Here is a 15,757-nt window from a genome sequence, read left to right as displayed (position 1 = left end):
AACCCTAGCGGAGTGATCCCATGACCAACGTGCCCACCGGCGCCGAAACCGAGGCCGCCAAGGCCAAGACCGCTCTGAAGAGCGCCGCCAGCCATGCCGAAAAGAGCTTTGCCGAGGCGGCGGAAGCGGCCAAGTCCAGCATCACCGAGGCGGCCAACCGCGCCGAGGTGGCGATCCGCGAAGGCCTCGAGACCTTCCGCGCCCAGAGCCGCACCTATGCCGACACGGCCAGCCATCAGCTGGATGTGACCCAGCGCTACGTCTCCGAGCGGGTCAAGGAAAAGCCGATCACCGCCACCCTCGCGGCGGTGGGCGTCGGCCTGCTGCTCGGCCTGGTCCTGGCCGGCCGCGGCGACCGGCGTTGATCGTCGAACGCACGCTTGCGGCATTGGCGACGGCGGCGGCGGTAGTCGCCGCCGTCTTCGTGTCCATCGTGGCGGTGTTCTTCACCGTCTACGCGCTGGTCGAGCCCCACTGGGGCGCGGCCGGCGCGGGCGCGGTGGTGGCCGGGACGGCGGCCCTTCTGGCCGCGATCATTGCCATGATCGCCGCCCGCAGGATGGAGGGCGACCACCGCCGCAAGGCCGAGGAAGCCCAGGCCAGCCAGCAGGCGGGCGGGCAGCCGGACATGGTCCAGGTGCTGCTGCATGTGGTGAAGGACCGTCCCTTGCTGTCGGCCGGGGCGGCTATCGCGATGGGCGTCTACGCCATCCGCAATCCGGCCCTGATCAGCGCCGTTGTGCGCGGCTTCATGGATACCCGGTCCAAACCCTAATCCCTCCTGCGCGTTCAGCAGGTGGCGCGGCGCCGGCCTCCGGCGCCGCACGTCGTTCTATTCAAACAGTACGAGGCGCGCATCATGTTCATCCTCCCCGATCTTCCCTACGCCAAGAACGCCATCGAGCCGGTCGTCTCCGCCCGGACCTTCGAGTTCCACCACGGCAAGCACCACAAGACCTACGTCGACACCCTCAACAAGATGCTCGAGGAAAAGGGCGAGCGCCCTGAAAGCCTTGAGGCGGTGGTCAAGGCCGCCGGCCCCGGCAAGCTGTTCAACAACGCCGCCCAGGCCTGGAACCACGGCTTCTTCTGGGAATGCATGACCCCCTCCCCGGCCGCCCCGGCGGGCGACCTGGCCGGCGCCATCGAGGCGTTCGGCGGGCTGGAAGCGCTGAAGGCCAAGTTCGTCGAAACCGGCGTCGGCCAGTTCGGCTCCGGCTGGGCCTGGTTGGTCTGGCAGGACGGCAAGCTGGCGGTGATCCCCAGCCACGACGCCGAGACGCCGATCAGCGACGACAAGGCCTTCCCGCTGCTGGTCTGCGACGTCTGGGAGCACGCCTACTACCTCGACCACCAGAACAACCGGAAAGGCTTCCTCGAAGCCTGGTTCGACAAGGCGGCCAATTGGGCCTTTGCCGAACGCCAGTTGGCGGCCGCCAAGGGCGACGGTGAAGGATATCGTTATCCGGCGCCGAAATAACGGGAACCTGTAAGAAAGAAGGCCGTTCTCACAATCGACGGCGCGACGTCTTCGCGCCCCGATCAGAGGAAAGGTTTTCCAAGATGCTCAGGTGGGCGCTTATCTTCCTTGTCGTGGCGCTTGTCGCGGCAGTTCTTGGCTTCGGCGGTCTCGCTGGCGCTGCGGTAGACATCGCGAAGATTCTGTTCTTCGTGTTCTTGGCTCTGTTCGTGGTCTCGCTGGTCATGAACCTGGTCAGAGGCCGGGCGCCTTAGCCGCAAAGGCTTAGACGCAGGTCTTCAAGAGGGGCGGCGCTGAAAGGCGCCGCCCTTTTTCGTGGGCACGGCTCTAGTCGCACCGCCTCTGGGGTGCTGTCCGACGCGAACTCTTTTCGTCGTCCCCGTTGCCCGCCAATGCTAAAGCTCGCGATCCTTCAAGGAGCCGCGTGTTGAACCTCCCCGCCAAGATCCTGGCCCTGGCCCTGCTGGCCGCCGTTCCCTCCAGCGTGGCTATCGCGCCGGTCGCTGTCGCCCAGGTCCAGGCCAAGCCCAGCGCCCCGCCGATCAAGTTCCGCGAGCGGACCCTGCCCAATGGCCTGAAGGTGATCAGTTCGGTCGATCGCACGACCCCCAACGTCACCGTGCAGGTCTGGTACGGCGTCGGCGGCAAGGACGATCCGGAGGGGCGGACCGGGTTCGCCCACCTGTTTGAGCATCTGATGTTCAAGGCCACCCGCGACATGCCGGCCGAGACCCTGGACCGGATGACCGAGGACGTCGGTGGCTTCAACAACGCCTTCACCGCCGACGACATGACCGCCTACTACGAGGTGGCCCCGGCCCATCACCTGGAGCGGCTGCTGTGGGCGGAGTCCCAGCGGCTGGGCTCGCTGGTGATCGATGAGGCGGGCTTCGCCTCCGAGCGCGACGTGGTGAAGGAGGAGTTGCGCAGCCGGGTGCTGTCCAACCCCTACGGCCGGTTCGTCTCCCTGCTGATCCCTTCGGCCAGCTACAGCGTCCATCCCTATCGCCGGCCGGTGATCGGCTCGATCGAGGACCTGGACGCGGCCACCGTCGATGACGTGCTGAACTTCCACGCCGACTACTATCGGCCGGACAACGCCGCCCTGATCGTGGTCGGCAATTTCGACGAAGCGGCGCTGGACGCCTGGGTCGACAAATACTTCGGGCCGATCAAGACGCCCGCCACGCCCCTGCGGCGGGTCACCGTGGAGGAGCCGGCCCGAACCGGCGCGAAAACGGTCACCGGCTATGCGCCCAACGTGTCGCTGCCGGCCATCGCCATTACCTGGCAGGCGCCCCGCGCCGCCCATCCGGACGCCGCGCCGCTTATGGTTCTGGACGCCATCCTGTCGGGGGGAAAGTCCTCGCGGCTGTACAACAGCCTGGTCTATGACCAGCAGCTGGCCCAGACCGCCTTCTCGACCGCCGAGCTCAACGCCCAGCCGGGCCTGTTCTACGTCGGCGCGATCATGGCCGGCGGCAAGACGCTGGACGAGGGCGAGAAGGCCCTGATGGCCGAGGTGGCCAAGGTACGGGCCGCCCCGCCGACGCCTGCCGAACTGGCCGAAGCCAAGAGCGAGATGATCGCCGGGGCCGTGCGCGAGCGCGAGACGATCGAGGGTCGGGCCAGCGTGCTGGGCGGGGCCCTGCTCCTGGAGGGCGACGCCGACAAGGCCAACACCGGCATCGCCGAACTGGAGGCGGTGACCGCCGCCGACGTCCAGCGGGTGGCGGTGAAGTACCTGGATCCGGAGCGGATGGTGGTGATCCGCTATCTCGACGAAAGCCAGCGGCCGGCCGGCCAGGCCGAAGCTGCGCCCCCGGCGACCGCGGTTCCCAGCCGCCCGTTTACGGGCCAGCGGGTCACCCTGCGGCCCGAGGGCGAGCGCGAGAAGCCGCCGGCCCTGGGCGAGCCGATCGCCCCGGTGCTGCCCACGGCGTCCGAAAAGACCTTGCCCAACGGGCTGCGGGTCATTGTCGCCCGGTCCAGCGACCTGCCGCTGGTCACCGTCGACCTGACGGTGCGGGCCGGCTCGATCTTCGATCCCGACGGCAAGGCGGGCCTGGCCGGCATGGCCGCCGACCTGATGACCGAGGGGGCCGGCGGCAAGACCGCCACCCAGATCGCCGCCCAGACCGAGGCGCTGGGCGCCGACCTGTCGGCCGGCGGCGGCTCGGAGTTCACCTCTGTGACCCTCAATGTGCTGTCGTCCAACCTCGACCCGGCCATCGGGCTGATGGCCGACGTGGCTCTGCGCCCCGCCTTTGAGGCCGATGAACTGGACCGCGTCCGCGACCAGGCCATCGACGGCTTCCAGGTCTCGCTCAGCGAGCCGGGCTCGGTGGCCGGCTATGTGGTGGCCCCGGCCGTCTGGGCCGGCACCCCTTTCGGCGATATCTCCACGCCGACTACCCTGAAGGCCCTGACCCGCGACGACCTGGCCGCCTTCCACAAGCGCTGGTTCCGGCCCGACAACGCGGTGCTGGTGATCGCCGGCGACATCACCCCGGAGCGCGGCTTCGCCCTGGCCGAAAAGGCCTTCGGCGCCTGGAAGGCCCCGGCCGACAGGCTGCCGCCGGCGCCGCCGGTCACCGCCGCCTCGCAACCCCGGATCATCATTGTGGACATGCCCGGAGCCGGCCAGGCCAGCGTGATCGTCGCCAAGCGGGCGATCACCCGCGACGACCCCCGCTATTACGCCGGCCTGGTGGCCAATAACGTCCTGGGCGGCGGCTATAGCTCGCGGCTGAACCAGGAAATCCGCATCAAGCGGGGACTGGCCTACGGCGCCGGCTCCTCCCTGTCGGTGCGCAAGGGCAGCGGCGGCTTCTCCGCCTCCACCTCCACCAAGAACGAGACTGCGGGCGAGGCCGCCGACCTGTTGCGGGCCGAGATGGGGCGTTTGGGAACCACCCCGCCGACCGCGGACGAGATGGCCGCCCGCAAGTCGGTGCTGATCGGCAGCTTCGGCCGGGCGCTGGCGACCACCGATGGGTTGGCCAGCACCCTGGGCTCCCTGGCCGCCTACGGCATCGATCTGGGCGAGATCAAGGTCTACACGGCAAGGATAGAGGCGGTTACGCCCGAGCAGGTCCGGGCCTTTGCCGCCCAGGTGCTGAAGCCCGGCGAGACCAGCGTGATCGTGGTGGGCGATGGCAAGCTGTTCGGCGAAAGCCTGAAGAAGGCCCTGCCGAACGCCGAGGTCATCCACCTGTCCGAGCTCGACCTCGACAGCCCGACCTTGAGGAAGCGCAAGTGAGGGGCCGCGTCCTGATCATCGCCGGCTCCGACAGCGGGGGCGGCGCGGGCCTGCAGGCCGACATCAAGGCCGTGACCATGCTGGGCGGTTATGCGGCCACGGCGGTGACCGCCATCACCGTGCAGAACACCCTGGGGGTCACCGGCGTGCACCCCATCCCCCTGGAGTTCGTCGAGGCCCAGGCGCGGGCGGTGCTGGACGATATCGGCGCCGACGCCCTCAAGACCGGCATGCTGGGCGATGCGGCGACGGTCGCCGTGGCCGCCCGGATCATTGACAGCGCCGCCGGCGTCCCCGCCGTGATCGACCCGGTGATGATCGCCAAGGGCGGGGCCTCCCTGCTGGACGCCCGGGCTGTCGAAGCGGTGCGAACCGAGCTGATCCCCCGCGCCGCCCTGTTGACCCCCAACGCGCCGGAGGCCGAGGCCCTGACGGGTCTTCCCGCAACCACCACCGACGATCTGCGCCGGGCCGGCGAGGCGCTGCTGCGGCTGGGCGCCAAGGCGGTGCTGATGAAGGGCGGCCATGTGGCCGGCGAGCGGCTTGTCGACATCCTGATGACGCCCGAGGGCGAAACCGCTTTCGAAGCCGAGCGGATCGACACCGTCCACACCCACGGCACAGGCTGCACCCTGGCGAGTGCGTGCGCCGCGGGCCTGGCCCAGGGGATGGAGCTCACCGCCGCCGTCGCCCGCGCCTGGGACTATGTCCACCGGGCCATCGAAACCGCGCCGGGGCTGGGAAGCGGCCACGGGCCGCTCGATCACGGCTGGCCGCTGCGCAAGCGATAGGCGCCCTTAACCTCTTAGAAAACCGCGACAACTTGCGCGGTGACGGCCTGGCCGGCCCATGTTTTGCTTCCCCCAAGTCGGGAGGTTTTCATGCGCATGCTTGCTGCGTTGGCCGCGCTCGCGGTCCTGGTTCCCACCGCCGCTTCGGCGGAAACCTGGTTGGCCATAGCCAAGGCCAACGGCCATGCCTCCTATGCGGATCCGGACGCCATCGCCGGCGACGACCGCGAGGCCACCGTCCGCGAGATGAAAATCTACGACCCGCCCCTGACCCTGGACGGCAAGACGGTGCGGGCCCGGATCGTCAACTACCGGTTCGACTGCGAGACCACCCGGTTCAAGATCCTCAGCGTCGAGAACCTCGACACCGCCGGGACCAGCGTCGGCCTCTTCCCGATCACCGAGGATTTCCGCGAGCCGGCCATCCAGGGCACCGTCGGGGAGCGGCTGGCCGCCTTCGGTTGCGGGTCGATGGCCATGGACCCGATGGCCGCCCGCACGCGCGACGAGGCGATTGCGGATGGTTTGGCGATGTTGGAGCCCTGAACCCCCATTTCCTGGGGATGTCGGCCCCGCCATGGCCTGCGAGTGTGCCCGACATGAGAACCGCCAGGAAAACTCGCCCGGTCGTCGCGCCCGCCATCGGTCTGGCGATCCTGGCCCTGACAGTCTCCGCCGTCCCGGCTCAGACCGCCAGCCAGTGGCGGCACTACAGCACCACGCAGGGCTTTGTGAGCTACCTCGACACCGGAACGATACGGCGGCAGGGCGACCTGGTCACCTATCGCACGCTGAGGTTCTATCGCACGCCGCAGCAGGGCCGGATGGCTCGGCATGCCTGGATCACCTGGTCCGAAGCCCGGTGCACGACGTTTGAGGAGAAGGACTACCGGATGGACGGCCTCGAGGCGGACGGCAGCATCGGCGAAACCAATCGCCAGGGCGGTGTCCTGATCGCCGCCACGCCAGGGACGGTGGGTTATTCCACCATCTCCCATGCCTGCGGCAAACCCCTGACCTCGCCGGCTCTGGCCACACCGGCCGCCGTCGTTGCGGACGCCAAGGTGCGACTGGGAATCCGCTAGAGAATCGACGAAGACAGTCGGCCCGCTCGCAAAGGCCGACCATGCTGAACGCCCGCCTAGAAGAGATCGTCCGCGCCGCTCCCACCCTTATGACGGCGCTCCATCACGCCCGCGATCTCGACCTGCCCGATTGGCTCTATGTCTCGGGCGCTGTCTACCAGCGGGTCTGGAACCACCTGACCGGCCGCGAGGCCGACTACGGGGTGCGGGACTACGACCTCGTCTACTTCGACCCCGACACCAGCTACGAGGCCGAGGACGTTTTCATCAAGCAGGCCGCCGGTCACTTTCCGCCGCCGCTGAACGAACTGGTGGAAGTCCGCAACCAGGCCCGCGTCCACCTGTGGTTCGAGGACCACTTCGGCGAGCCCTACGCCCCCCTGTCGAACAGCGCCGAGGCCCTGTCGCGGTTCGTCGCTCCGGCCTTCAGTGTCGGCATCCGGCTGGAGAAGGACGACCGCCTGACCATCGAGGCCCCCTTCGGCCTGGACGACGTCTTCGCCATGACCCTGCGGCCCAATCCGAACCGGCCGCTGGCCAAGGGCTGGCCCAAGACCACCGCCTCGGCCAAGGCCCGCTGGCCCGAAATCAAGATCCTCGAGCCCTAGGGAGCCCCCATGCGCCAGTGGACCATCGACGCCTTCGCCGCCGCCCCGTTCAAGGGCAATCCCGCCTGTGTGGTCGCGCCGTTCGACGCCTGGCCGGACGAGGCCTGGATGCAGACCCTGGCGGCAGAGAACAACCAGGCCGAAACCGCCTTTCTGCTGAAGACCGACGATGCGGCCCGGTTCGGCCTGCGCTGGTTCACCCCGGCGCTGGAGGTGCCGCTGTGTGGCCACGCCACCCTGGCTTCGGCCCATATGCTGTTCGCGGAACTGGGCCTGGACGCGCCGCAGGTCGCCTTTGAGACCAAATCTGGGGTGCTGACCGTGAGCCGCGAGGGCGACCTCTACGCCATGGACTTTCCGGCCAACCCGCCCAGACCCACGGCCGCTCCGAGCGGACTGCTTGAGGCCCTTGGCGGCGTCCAGGCGGAGGTGTGGGCCGCCAGCTATCTGGTCGCGGTGCTGGGCAGCGAGGCGCAGGTGCGCGCCCTGACCCCCGATCTCGCCGCGATCAACACCATCGTGGGCGAGGCGACCGGCGGACGGGGCAACCTGGCGGTGGCGGCGCTGGCGGATGAGGGCTCGCCCTACGACGTGGTCAGCCGCTTCTTCGCCCCCGGCTCCGGCATCCCGGAGGACCCGGCGACCGGCTCGGCCCACTGCATCCTCAGCCCCCTGTTCGCCGAAAGGCTGGGCCGGGGCCGCCTGCGCTTCCACCAGGCCTATCCAGGCCGGGGCGGCGACCTGGATTGCGAGCTGGTCGGCGACCGGGTGATGCTGCGCGGCAAAGCGGTGACGGTGATCGAGAGCCAACTCAGGCTCTGAACAGTAAAACGCCCCCGCTCCGTGGGGAGCGGGGGCGCCGGACGGGCCGCCTTGGAGGGGGAGGTACGCGGCGGCCCGTATTCTCAGATCCCTAGTAGCGGCGGCCGTCGCGGTCGCGGCGCTCGTAGCGGATCTTGGCGCTCAGCACGTCGAAGCGACGGTCGAGGTCACGGCGTTCCCACTGTTGCAGGCCGCCGGTGGCCCGGTAGCGGGCTTCGAGGCGGGCGATGCCGCGGAATTCTAGGCGCAGGTTGGCGGCTTCACGGCGGCTCAGCGCGCCGGTGCGGACGCCCTGGTCGATCCGACGATCGAGGTTGGCCTGGCGTTGGTTGATGTTCTGCCACGGGGCGGCGAGGGCGGGGGCGGCGGTGGCGGCCAGGGCCGACGCCGCGACGATGGCAATAGCGATCTTTTTCATCGGTTTGTCCTTCCTTGAGCACGCCGCCGGGAGGTGGGGTGGACGACGTTGAGGACAGTTAAACACCCGGCGCCTGAAACGGTTCTGACCGGTTCGTTGTCTGGCGTTCAGGAATGGAAAACTAGGCGACCGCCGCCTGGCCGGTATTCGAGGTCGCTTCGCTGACGCCGGCCAGAGCCTGTTCGATCGCGACATACAGTCGCTGCAGCTCGATCGGCTTGGAGACGTGGCCGTCCATGCCGGCCGCGAGGTACTGTTCGACCTGGTAGGTCATGGCGTTGGCGGTCAGGGCCAGGATGGGGATACGCGGCAGGTTGGCCCGGCGCTCCTCGGCGCGGATGGTCTCGGTCGCCTCGACCCCGTCCATCACCGGCATCTGGATGTCCATCAGGATCAGGTCGAAGCCGCCGGTGCGCCAGGCCTCGACCACCGACTGGCCGTCGGGGGTTATGGTCAGGTCGACGTCAAGTGGGTCGAGCACGGCGCGCAGCACCTTCTGGTTGGTCAGGTTGTCCTCAGCCGCCAGGATACGCAGCGCCCGGCCGCCCTCGGCCTCGACCTCGTCCTGCGGCAGGGCGGCGGGGATGACCGCCTCACCCCGGGCCAAGGGCAGATCGACAACGAAGGTCGACCCCTCGCCCGGCGCGCTGCGGGCGACGATCTGGCCACCCATCAGCTGGGCCAGCTCGCGGCAGATGGCCAGGCCAAGGCCGGAGCCGCCGAACTCGCGGGTGCTGGAATTGTCGGCCTGGACGAACTTGTCGAACAGGGTCGGCAGCTTGTCAGGGGCGATGCCGATGCCGGTGTCGGCCACCGTGAGACGGAGCCCGCCGGCCGGGTTCAGGCTGAACCGGGCGCCGATCGCCCCTTCGACGGTGAACTTCACCGCGTTGCTGAGCAGGTTGCCGAGAATCTGGCGCAGCCGATCGCGGTCGCCCTTCCAGGCCCCGGCGGCGTCCGGCTCGACGGTCAGGTCGAAGCGCAGGCCCTTTTCCTGGGCCAACACCGTGAAGGCGCGGCGGCAACCCTCGGCCAGCTCCTCGAGGTCGAAGTCGCCGGGCTTCAGCTCCAGCTTGCCGGCCTCGATCTTCGACAGGTCCAGCACGTCGTTGAGCACGGCCAGCAACAGCTCGCCCGACTCGCGAATGACACTGAGGCGTTCGCGCTGTCGGCCGTCCAGCTCGCCCCGGCTCATGACATCGGCCATGGCCAGCACGCCGTTCAGGGGCGTGCGGATCTCATGGCTCATGTTGGCCAGGAACTGGCTCTTGGCGACGTTGGCGCTGTTGGCCACGTCGCGGGCCACGACCAACTCGTCCAGGGTGTGGCGCAGGTCAGCGTCGTTGGCTTTCAACTTGGCCAGAAGCTGGTTGAAACTGCCCGCCAGGCTGCGGAACAGGGCGTCGTCGGTGGCCTTCTCGGCGACCGGCTTGAACTGGCCGCTGGCCGCGACCTCTTCCATGGCCCGCGACAGTCGGTCGACCGGGGCGGTGATCCGCCGGGCCAGGCCCCGGGACAGGAACAGGGCCGCGCCCGCCGCCCCGAAGAACAGCGCCATGGTCAGGGCCAGAAAGCGGGGCAGCATCTTCGCCAGGCTGGGGTCGGTCACCCCGATCCGAAGTTCGCCGACCTTGCGGCCCTGGAAGATTACCGGCTGGACCAGGGTCTTGGTCGCCGTCAGGTCGGAGTCGGTCTTGGCGGCCACCTCCCGTCCCTGAGGGTCGATCAGCCGGGCCGAAACCACCGATTCCGGCTTGGCGGCCGCCTCGACGGCGGCCTGGGCCGCGACCACATCACCGTCGGCCATCGAGGGCGCGGCGACATTGGCCATGATGCTGGCCAGCAGCTGCTGAGTGTTGCTGGTCTGCTGCTTGGCCACCGACCATTGCTGGAACAGGAAGCTGGCGCATGCCACCAGCAAGACGGCCAGGGTCGTCACCAGCGCGACGCTGGCGATCCGCGCCTGGAAGGGCGCGTGGTGAGCCGTCTCCTGCGATGACGTCGGTTGCTGCATTTGCCCGAGTTCTTGGCCCCGTTTCCCGGGCGTTATCGCGCAATCTTCCTAACGCTTCGCTTCCAGCGCGAATGTTCGCGATGCGACAAATTAACCCTTGATTCACGTTGGAGGACGTTAAGATTTGGTTTACTATCCTTACTAAGCCATTAACGGCTTCAATGGAGGGTAGAGTGGATAAGGCATTTGTGGCGCAGCGTGTGGCCACCAAGCTGTTCTCGACCGAAAAGGCCATCGATGCGGCCATGGTCGAAGCGGCCGAACTCCTGGCCGGCGCTGTCGAGGCCCGCGCTCAACTGAAGCTGTCCGCCGTCACCGGCGACTCGGCCCAGGCCAAGCTGGTGGAAGCCATCGCCGCCCTGGCCGAAGCCCGCACCGCCATCGTCGGCATGCACAACGAGATGGCCGAGCTGAAGCTTCGCGTCGGCATCCGCACCAAGCTGATCGGCGTGGAAGACAAGCCGGAGCCGGACGAGAAGCCGAAGGGCTTCCTGCGCGACGTCGGCTAAACCGACCTCCGGGTTCGAAAGTTTGGGGCGCGCCGGCCAAAGGTCGGCGCGCCCTTTTCCTTTTGACAGTCGTCTGCCGGGCGCTTTCGTCGAGCCCCGTTGATTGCAGATGCAGCAAATATTTCGGCTGTGCGACAAATCGACGTTATGCCGCGACTTGCCGGGCTCCGTTCAACCAAGGTTGCGATAGTTTAACTGGTGTCATGCCTAATTCAGCCTAGAGCCTGACACAGACATGCCCAGTTATATCCTTGTCCTGATCGTATGGGTTGCCATTCTGGCAACCGTCCTCTTTTCCGTGTGGAAAGGCGGCGTTGCGGAGCGTTGGGCCGGATGGCTGGTCGGGGCGGGGGCGCTCTACGCCTTCCTGGTGGCGAGATTCCTCGGCGACGAATGGCGCACCCTGGCGTTTCTGTCCGGAGATTTTCTGTTGGCGGCCGGCTTCCTGGCCCTGGCCGTGCGCTACGCCAGCCTGTGGCTGGGGGGGGCCATGCTGCTACAGGCGGTCCAGTTCACGCTGCATGCCTGGTACATGCTGGGCGAGAAGAAGCCGGACTTCTTCCACGGCGTGGTGAACAACGCCGTTACCATGGGCATCCTCCTGTGCATCGCCTTCGGCACCGCCACCGCCTGGCGCCGCCGGGTGGCCGCCCAGAAGGCGGAAGCAGCCCGACTGGACGCCTCACCCGCCGCGGTTTGACCGCCACGTCGTCAGGCCCACGCCCATCAGGATCAGGCCGAGCGCCGCAAAAGTGGTCCAGCCCAGCCGCTCTCCCATCAGCGCCACCCCGACCAGGGTCGCCCACAGCGGGGCCAGGTACATCGACATGCTCATGAACACCGGCCCCCGCCGTTGGACCAGCCAGACGTAGCCGACGCTGCCGAGCGCGGTGGAGAAGACACCCAGGGCGGTCACCGCCGCCAAGGCCTTCAGCGGCGGGATGGGCGGCAGAGGGGTGGTGGCGAAGGCCCCGACCACCGCGAACACCAGGCCGGTCAGTACCATCAGCAGGGCGCTGGCCGTCGAGCTGAGCGGCGGCGCCTTGCGGGTGATGATGTTGGAGGCGGCGTAAAGCAGGCCGCCGAGGATGGCGGCGCCCAGCGCCAGGCCCTCGACCGCCCCGCCCGTCGCCGCCCGAGGCCAGACCAGCACGACCAGACCGACGAAGCCCAGCGCCACGCCGGCGCCCCGGCGAAGGTCCAGCCGGTCGTCGGCCAGCATCAGATGGGCCAGGGCGGCGGTGAACAGCGGCGAGCAGCCGTTGCAGATGGCGTTGATGGCGCTGGGCAGGCCCTGGGCGGCAAAGGCGAACAGGAAGAAGGGCGCCGCCAGCCCGATCAGGCCGAAGGCCGAATACCAGGCCCAGGCCACGTCCGGCCGGGGCAGAAGTCGCGGCAACCGCTCACCCCGCGCCGCGCAAATCACCCCCAGGGTGATGCTGGCCACCAGCAGCCGCAGCACCGTGTTCCAGGCCGGCGGAATATCATGCACCGCGATCTTCAGCACCGCGAACGCCGACCCCCAGGCGATCACCAGCGCGGCCAGCACCAGCCAGTCGACGATCGGCGGCGCGGCGCGCGGAGAGGCGGCGGAAACGGTCATGGCCGGGGTGATAGGGGGCGTCGAGGTCAGTGTCGTCTCAATCCTGGTTTCGGATCGTGAAGCGGGGACTGGTTCGCCGCCGCGCCGTCGGCAACGGCAGAACACTGGCGTCGCCCGGCGTACCTGTCCCCGACGTGGCGCACCGGGGACAGGTACGCCGGGCGACCACCGAGACCTCTCCATTCAGGCCAGCGAGGCGGCGAACCAGTCCCCTTCAACCCGGACCAGAAAATCTCCCCTTGCGGCGGCGCATAATTTCGGGTCTCTGGCCGGCGGGCCAGGCCTCCCCAACGAGGCCCAGTCCATCTGTGAGGATGGGAGACATCGCTATGACCACGACCCCGGCCACGCCCGGAGTGCGCCCCGCGCGCCCTGAATTTTCGTCCGGCCCCTGCGCCAAGCGCCCCGGATGGACCCCCGAAAACTTGAGTGACGCCGTCCTCGGCCGCTCGCATCGCGGCAAGCCCGGCAAGGCCGCCCTCAAGCGCGCCATCGACCAGACCCGCGAGATCCTCGAGGTTCCGGCCGACTACCTGATCGGCATCGTCCCCGGCTCCGACACCGGCGCCGTCGAGATGGCCCTGTGGTCGCTGCTCGGCCCCAAGCCGGTTCAGCTCCTCGCCTTTGAGTCCTTCGGCAAGGATTGGGTGACCGATGTCACCAAGCAGTTGAAGCTGCCCGACGTCGAGGTGCTCGACGCCCCCTACGGCCGGCTGCCGGACCTGACCAAAGTTCGCCCCGACGTCGACCTGGTGTTCACCTGGAACGGCACCACCTCCGGCGTCCGCGTGCCGAACGGCGACTTCATCGCCGCCGATCGCACCGGCCTGACCATCTGCGACGCCACCAGCGCAGCCTTTGCCCAAAAGCTCGACTGGGCCAAGCTCGATGTCGTCACCTACAGCTGGCAGAAGGCGCTCGGCGGGGAAGCCGCCCACGGCGTCCTGATCCTCTCGCCCCGCGCCGTCGAGCGGCTGGAGAGCCACACCCCCGCCTGGCCGATGCCGAAACTCTTCCGCATGACCAAGGGTGGGAAGATCAACGCCGAGATCTTCGAAGGCGCCACGATCAACACTCCCTCCATGCTCTGCGTCCAAGACTATCTCGACGCCCTGGCCTGGTCGAAGGATGTCGGCGGCCTCAAAGGCCTAAACGCCCGCGCCGACGCCAACTTCGCGGCCCTGGCGGCCTGGGTGGAAAAGACCCCCTGGGTCGATTTCCTGGCGGTCGAGCCCGCCACCCGCTCCAATACCAGCGTTTGCCTCAAGGTCGTCGATCCCGCGATCGCCGCCCTGCCGGCCGACGCCCAGGCCGACTTCGCCAAGAAGCTGGCCTCCCTGCTGGAGAAGGAAAAGGCGGCCTACGACATCGGCGGCTATCGCGACGCGCCTGCCGGCCTTCGCATCTGGTGCGGCTGCACCATTGAAACCGCCGACGTCGAAGCCCTGACCCCCTGGCTGGACTGGGCCTTCGCCACCGTCTCCGCCGAACTCGCCTCGGCCTGAACCCACACTCCGTTTCAATACGCACACGAGGAGGCACCCATGCCCCGCGTCCTGATTGCTGACAAACTCTCGCCCGCCGCCGTCGAAATCTTCGCCAAGCGCGGCGTCGAGGCCGATGTGAAGACCGGCCTGTCCAAAGACGAACTGCTGAAGATCATCGGGGACTACGACGGCCTGGCCGTGCGCAGCGCCACCAAGGCCGACAAAGATGTTCTGGCCGCCGCGACCAAGATGAAGGTCATCGGCCGGGCCGGCATCGGGGTCGACAATGTGGATATCCCTGCCGCCACGGCCAAGGGCATCGTGGTGATGAACACCCCGTTCGGCAACTCGATCACCACCGCCGAGCACGCCATCGCCATGATGTTCGCCCTGGCCCGCGAACTGCCCGCCGCCGACGCCTCCACCCAGGCCGGCAAGTGGGAGAAGAACCGCTTCATGGGGGTGGAGCTGTTCAACAAGACGCTGGGCCTGATCGGCTGCGGCAACATCGGCAGCCTGGTGGCCGAGCGGGCCCTGGGCCTGAAGATGAAGGTCGTCGCCTACGACCCCTTCCTGTCGGCCGAACGCGCCGTCGAGCTGGGTGTCGAGAAGGTCGAGATCGACGAGCTGATCGAGCGGGCCGAGTTCATCACCCTGCACACTCCGCTGACCGACAAGACCCGCAACATCCTGTCGGCCGAAGCTCTGGCCAAGACCCGCAAGGGCGTGCGGATCATCAACTGCGCCCGCGGCGGCCTGGTCGATGAGGCGGCCCTGCGCGCCGGCCTGGACAGCGGCCACATCGGCGGCGCGGCCTTCGACGTCTTTGTGCAGGAGCCGGCCGGGCCTGAGAACGTCCTCTTCGGCGCCCCCAACTTCATCGCCACCCCGCACCTCGGCGCCAGCACCGCCGAGGCCCAGGAGAACGTCGCCCTGCAGGTGGCCGAACAGATCAGCGACTACCTGCTGACCGGGGCGATCACCAACGCCCTGAACAGCCCCTCGATCACCGCCGACGAGGCGCCCAAGCTGAAGCCCTTCGTCGCCCTGGCCGAAAAGCTGGGTCTCTTCGCCGGCCAGATGATGGACCCGGGCCTGAAATCCATCGAGGTCGCCTACATCGGCGAGGTCGCCAAGCTGAACGTCAAGCCGATGACGGCCGCGGCCCTGGCCGGGGTGCTGCGCCCGATGCTGGCCGAGATCAACATGGTCAGCGCCCCCGCCATCGCCAAGGAACGCGGCGTGACGGTGTCGGAGAACCGCCAGGAGCTGTCGCCGGTCTATGACAGCCTGATCCGCATCACCATCGGCACGGAGTCGGGCGAGAAGTCGTTCGCCGGGGCGGTGATCGGCGGCATCCCGCGCATCATCGAGGTCAAGGGCATGGAGCTGGACGCCCCATTCGGCGCGGCCATGCTTTACGTCAACAACCTCGACAAGCCGGGCTTCATCGGCGCGCTTGGCGGCATGCTGGGCGAGGCGGCGGTCAACATCGCCACTTTCAACCTCGGCCGTGTCGGCGCAGGCGACGACGCCATCGCCCTGGTCGGTGTCGACCAGGCGCCCGACGCCGCCCTGCTGGCGCGGATTCAGGCTCTGCCGCATGTGAAGGAAGTCCGCGCCCTGGTGTTCTGACCGGCGCGCTTGACGGTTTCGGCCTCCCCGTTCCTACTCGGCG

17 protein-coding genes are annotated in these 15,757 nt (G+C 68.3%); 14 read left to right on the top strand and 3 right to left on the bottom strand.

Annotated features, from left to right (window positions below; translation table 11 throughout):
• Positions 1 to 20: 20 nt before the first annotated feature.
• From GVN21_RS10105 to GVN21_RS10060, 10 genes are all read left to right on the top strand, one after another.
• The gene (locus tag GVN21_RS10105) at positions 21 to 365 is read left to right on the top strand and encodes a hypothetical protein (RefSeq protein ID WP_166574610.1); all 345 of its coding nucleotides are present in this window, start codon (positions 21 to 23) and stop codon (positions 363 to 365) included.
• Complete coding sequence (locus GVN21_RS10100) at positions 362 to 775, top strand: hypothetical protein (RefSeq protein WP_166574609.1); 414 nt, start codon at positions 362 to 364, stop codon at positions 773 to 775. Before GVN21_RS10105 ends, GVN21_RS10100 begins: the two co-directional genes overlap by 4 nt.
• Positions 776 to 859: 84 nt before the next feature.
• Complete coding sequence (locus GVN21_RS10095; protein ID WP_166574608.1) at positions 860 to 1,480, top strand: superoxide dismutase; 621 nt, start codon at positions 860 to 862, stop codon at positions 1,478 to 1,480.
• An 83-nt stretch (positions 1,481 to 1,563) separates the two neighbouring features.
• Positions 1,564 to 1,734: a DUF1328 domain-containing protein gene (locus GVN21_RS10090; RefSeq protein ID WP_166574607.1), complete on the top strand. Its 171-nt coding sequence runs from the start codon at positions 1,564 to 1,566 to the stop codon at positions 1,732 to 1,734.
• Between the two features lie 170 nt (positions 1,735 to 1,904).
• The gene (locus tag GVN21_RS10085; RefSeq protein WP_166574606.1) at positions 1,905 to 4,742 is read left to right on the top strand and encodes a pitrilysin family protein; all 2,838 of its coding nucleotides are present in this window, start codon (positions 1,905 to 1,907) and stop codon (positions 4,740 to 4,742) included.
• On the top strand, positions 4,739 to 5,533 hold the full coding sequence (gene thiD, locus GVN21_RS10080) for a bifunctional hydroxymethylpyrimidine kinase/phosphomethylpyrimidine kinase (RefSeq protein ID WP_166574605.1): 795 nt from the start codon (positions 4,739 to 4,741) through the stop codon (positions 5,531 to 5,533). The genes GVN21_RS10085 and thiD overlap by 4 nt, the downstream gene beginning before the upstream one ends.
• A gap of 90 nt (positions 5,534 to 5,623) precedes the next feature.
• On the top strand, positions 5,624 to 6,079 hold the full coding sequence (locus tag GVN21_RS10075; RefSeq protein ID WP_166574604.1) for a surface-adhesin E family protein: 456 nt from the start codon (positions 5,624 to 5,626) through the stop codon (positions 6,077 to 6,079).
• A gap of 53 nt (positions 6,080 to 6,132) precedes the next feature.
• On the top strand, positions 6,133 to 6,618 hold the full coding sequence (locus GVN21_RS10070) for a surface-adhesin E family protein (RefSeq protein ID WP_166574603.1): 486 nt from the start codon (positions 6,133 to 6,135) through the stop codon (positions 6,616 to 6,618).
• A 41-nt stretch (positions 6,619 to 6,659) separates the two neighbouring features.
• A complete protein-coding gene (locus tag GVN21_RS10065) occupies positions 6,660 to 7,226 on the top strand; it encodes a nucleotidyltransferase family protein (RefSeq protein WP_166574602.1) in 567 nt (188 codons plus the stop codon).
• A gap of 9 nt (positions 7,227 to 7,235) precedes the next feature.
• The gene (locus tag GVN21_RS10060; protein WP_166574601.1) at positions 7,236 to 8,048 is read left to right on the top strand and encodes a PhzF family phenazine biosynthesis protein; all 813 of its coding nucleotides are present in this window, start codon (positions 7,236 to 7,238) and stop codon (positions 8,046 to 8,048) included.
• 91 nt (positions 8,049 to 8,139) lie between these two features.
• Here GVN21_RS10060 and GVN21_RS10055 read toward each other — a convergent pair whose 3' ends face one another.
• Complete coding sequence (locus GVN21_RS10055; RefSeq protein WP_166574600.1) at positions 8,140 to 8,466, bottom strand: hypothetical protein; 327 nt, start codon at positions 8,464 to 8,466, stop codon at positions 8,140 to 8,142.
• Positions 8,467 to 8,587: 121 nt separating this feature from the next.
• On the bottom strand, positions 8,588 to 10,480 hold the full coding sequence (locus GVN21_RS10050; protein ID WP_166574599.1) for an ATP-binding protein: 1,893 nt from the start codon (positions 10,478 to 10,480) through the stop codon (positions 8,588 to 8,590).
• Between the two features lie 173 nt (positions 10,481 to 10,653).
• Here GVN21_RS10050 and GVN21_RS10045 point away from each other — a divergent pair, with 173 nt between their 5' ends.
• Together GVN21_RS10045 and GVN21_RS10040 are read left to right on the top strand one after the other, a co-directional pair.
• Complete coding sequence (locus tag GVN21_RS10045) at positions 10,654 to 10,989, top strand: hypothetical protein (protein WP_166574598.1); 336 nt, start codon at positions 10,654 to 10,656, stop codon at positions 10,987 to 10,989.
• 235 nt (positions 10,990 to 11,224) lie between these two features.
• Positions 11,225 to 11,689 carry a hypothetical protein gene (locus GVN21_RS10040; protein WP_166574597.1) on the top strand — a complete coding sequence of 155 codons (465 nt, stop codon included), beginning with the start codon at positions 11,225 to 11,227 and terminating at the stop codon, positions 11,687 to 11,689.
• Here the strand turns inward: GVN21_RS10040 and GVN21_RS10035 are convergent.
• A complete protein-coding gene (locus tag GVN21_RS10035) occupies positions 11,672 to 12,592 on the bottom strand; it encodes an EamA family transporter (protein WP_166574596.1) in 921 nt (306 codons plus the stop codon). The two genes, GVN21_RS10040 and GVN21_RS10035, sit on opposite strands and share 18 nt — an antisense overlap.
• Positions 12,593 to 12,921: 329 nt before the next feature.
• Here GVN21_RS10035 and GVN21_RS10030 point away from each other — a divergent pair, with 329 nt between their 5' ends.
• Both GVN21_RS10030 and serA read left to right on the top strand, forming a co-directional pair.
• The gene (locus tag GVN21_RS10030) at positions 12,922 to 14,097 is read left to right on the top strand and encodes a phosphoserine transaminase (RefSeq protein ID WP_166574595.1); all 1,176 of its coding nucleotides are present in this window, start codon (positions 12,922 to 12,924) and stop codon (positions 14,095 to 14,097) included.
• A 39-nt stretch (positions 14,098 to 14,136) separates the two neighbouring features.
• Complete coding sequence (gene serA, locus GVN21_RS10025) at positions 14,137 to 15,714, top strand: phosphoglycerate dehydrogenase (RefSeq protein WP_166574594.1); 1,578 nt, start codon at positions 14,137 to 14,139, stop codon at positions 15,712 to 15,714.
• Positions 15,715 to 15,757 lie beyond the last annotated feature (43 nt).

It is taken from the genome of Caulobacter sp. SLTY (assembly GCF_009905535.1).
GTDB lineage: Bacteria > Pseudomonadota > Alphaproteobacteria > Caulobacterales > Caulobacteraceae > Caulobacter.
This window is presented reverse-complemented; position numbering and strand designations above follow the sequence as displayed.

Bases quoted from the DNA above. Each gene is read 5' to 3' on its own strand.
- GVN21_RS10060 (WP_166574601.1), top strand. From the start codon at position 7,236: ATGCGCCAGTGGACCATCGACGCCTTCGCCGCCGCCCCGTTCAAGGGC.
- GVN21_RS10030 (WP_166574595.1), top strand. From the start codon at position 12,922: ATGACCACGACCCCGGCCACGCCCGGAGTGCGCCCCGCGCGCCCTGAA.
- GVN21_RS10090 (WP_166574607.1), top strand. From the start codon at position 1,564: ATGCTCAGGTGGGCGCTTATCTTCCTTGTCGTGGCGCTTGTCGCGGCA.
- GVN21_RS10065 (WP_166574602.1), top strand. From the start codon at position 6,660: ATGCTGAACGCCCGCCTAGAAGAGATCGTCCGCGCCGCTCCCACCCTT.
- GVN21_RS10035 (WP_166574596.1), bottom strand. From the start codon at position 12,592: ATGACCGTTTCCGCCGCCTCTCCGCGCGCCGCGCCGCCGATCGTCGAC.
- GVN21_RS10040 (WP_166574597.1), top strand. From the start codon at position 11,225: ATGCCCAGTTATATCCTTGTCCTGATCGTATGGGTTGCCATTCTGGCA.
- serA (WP_166574594.1), top strand. From the start codon at position 14,137: ATGCCCCGCGTCCTGATTGCTGACAAACTCTCGCCCGCCGCCGTCGAA.
- GVN21_RS10070 (WP_166574603.1), top strand. From the start codon at position 6,133: ATGAGAACCGCCAGGAAAACTCGCCCGGTCGTCGCGCCCGCCATCGGT.
- GVN21_RS10095 (WP_166574608.1), top strand. From the start codon at position 860: ATGTTCATCCTCCCCGATCTTCCCTACGCCAAGAACGCCATCGAGCCG.
- GVN21_RS10105 (WP_166574610.1), top strand. From the start codon at position 21: ATGACCAACGTGCCCACCGGCGCCGAAACCGAGGCCGCCAAGGCCAAG.
- GVN21_RS10075 (WP_166574604.1), top strand. From the start codon at position 5,624: ATGCGCATGCTTGCTGCGTTGGCCGCGCTCGCGGTCCTGGTTCCCACC.
- GVN21_RS10055 (WP_166574600.1), bottom strand. From the start codon at position 8,466: ATGAAAAAGATCGCTATTGCCATCGTCGCGGCGTCGGCCCTGGCCGCC.
- GVN21_RS10050 (WP_166574599.1), bottom strand. From the start codon at position 10,480: ATGCAGCAACCGACGTCATCGCAGGAGACGGCTCACCACGCGCCCTTC.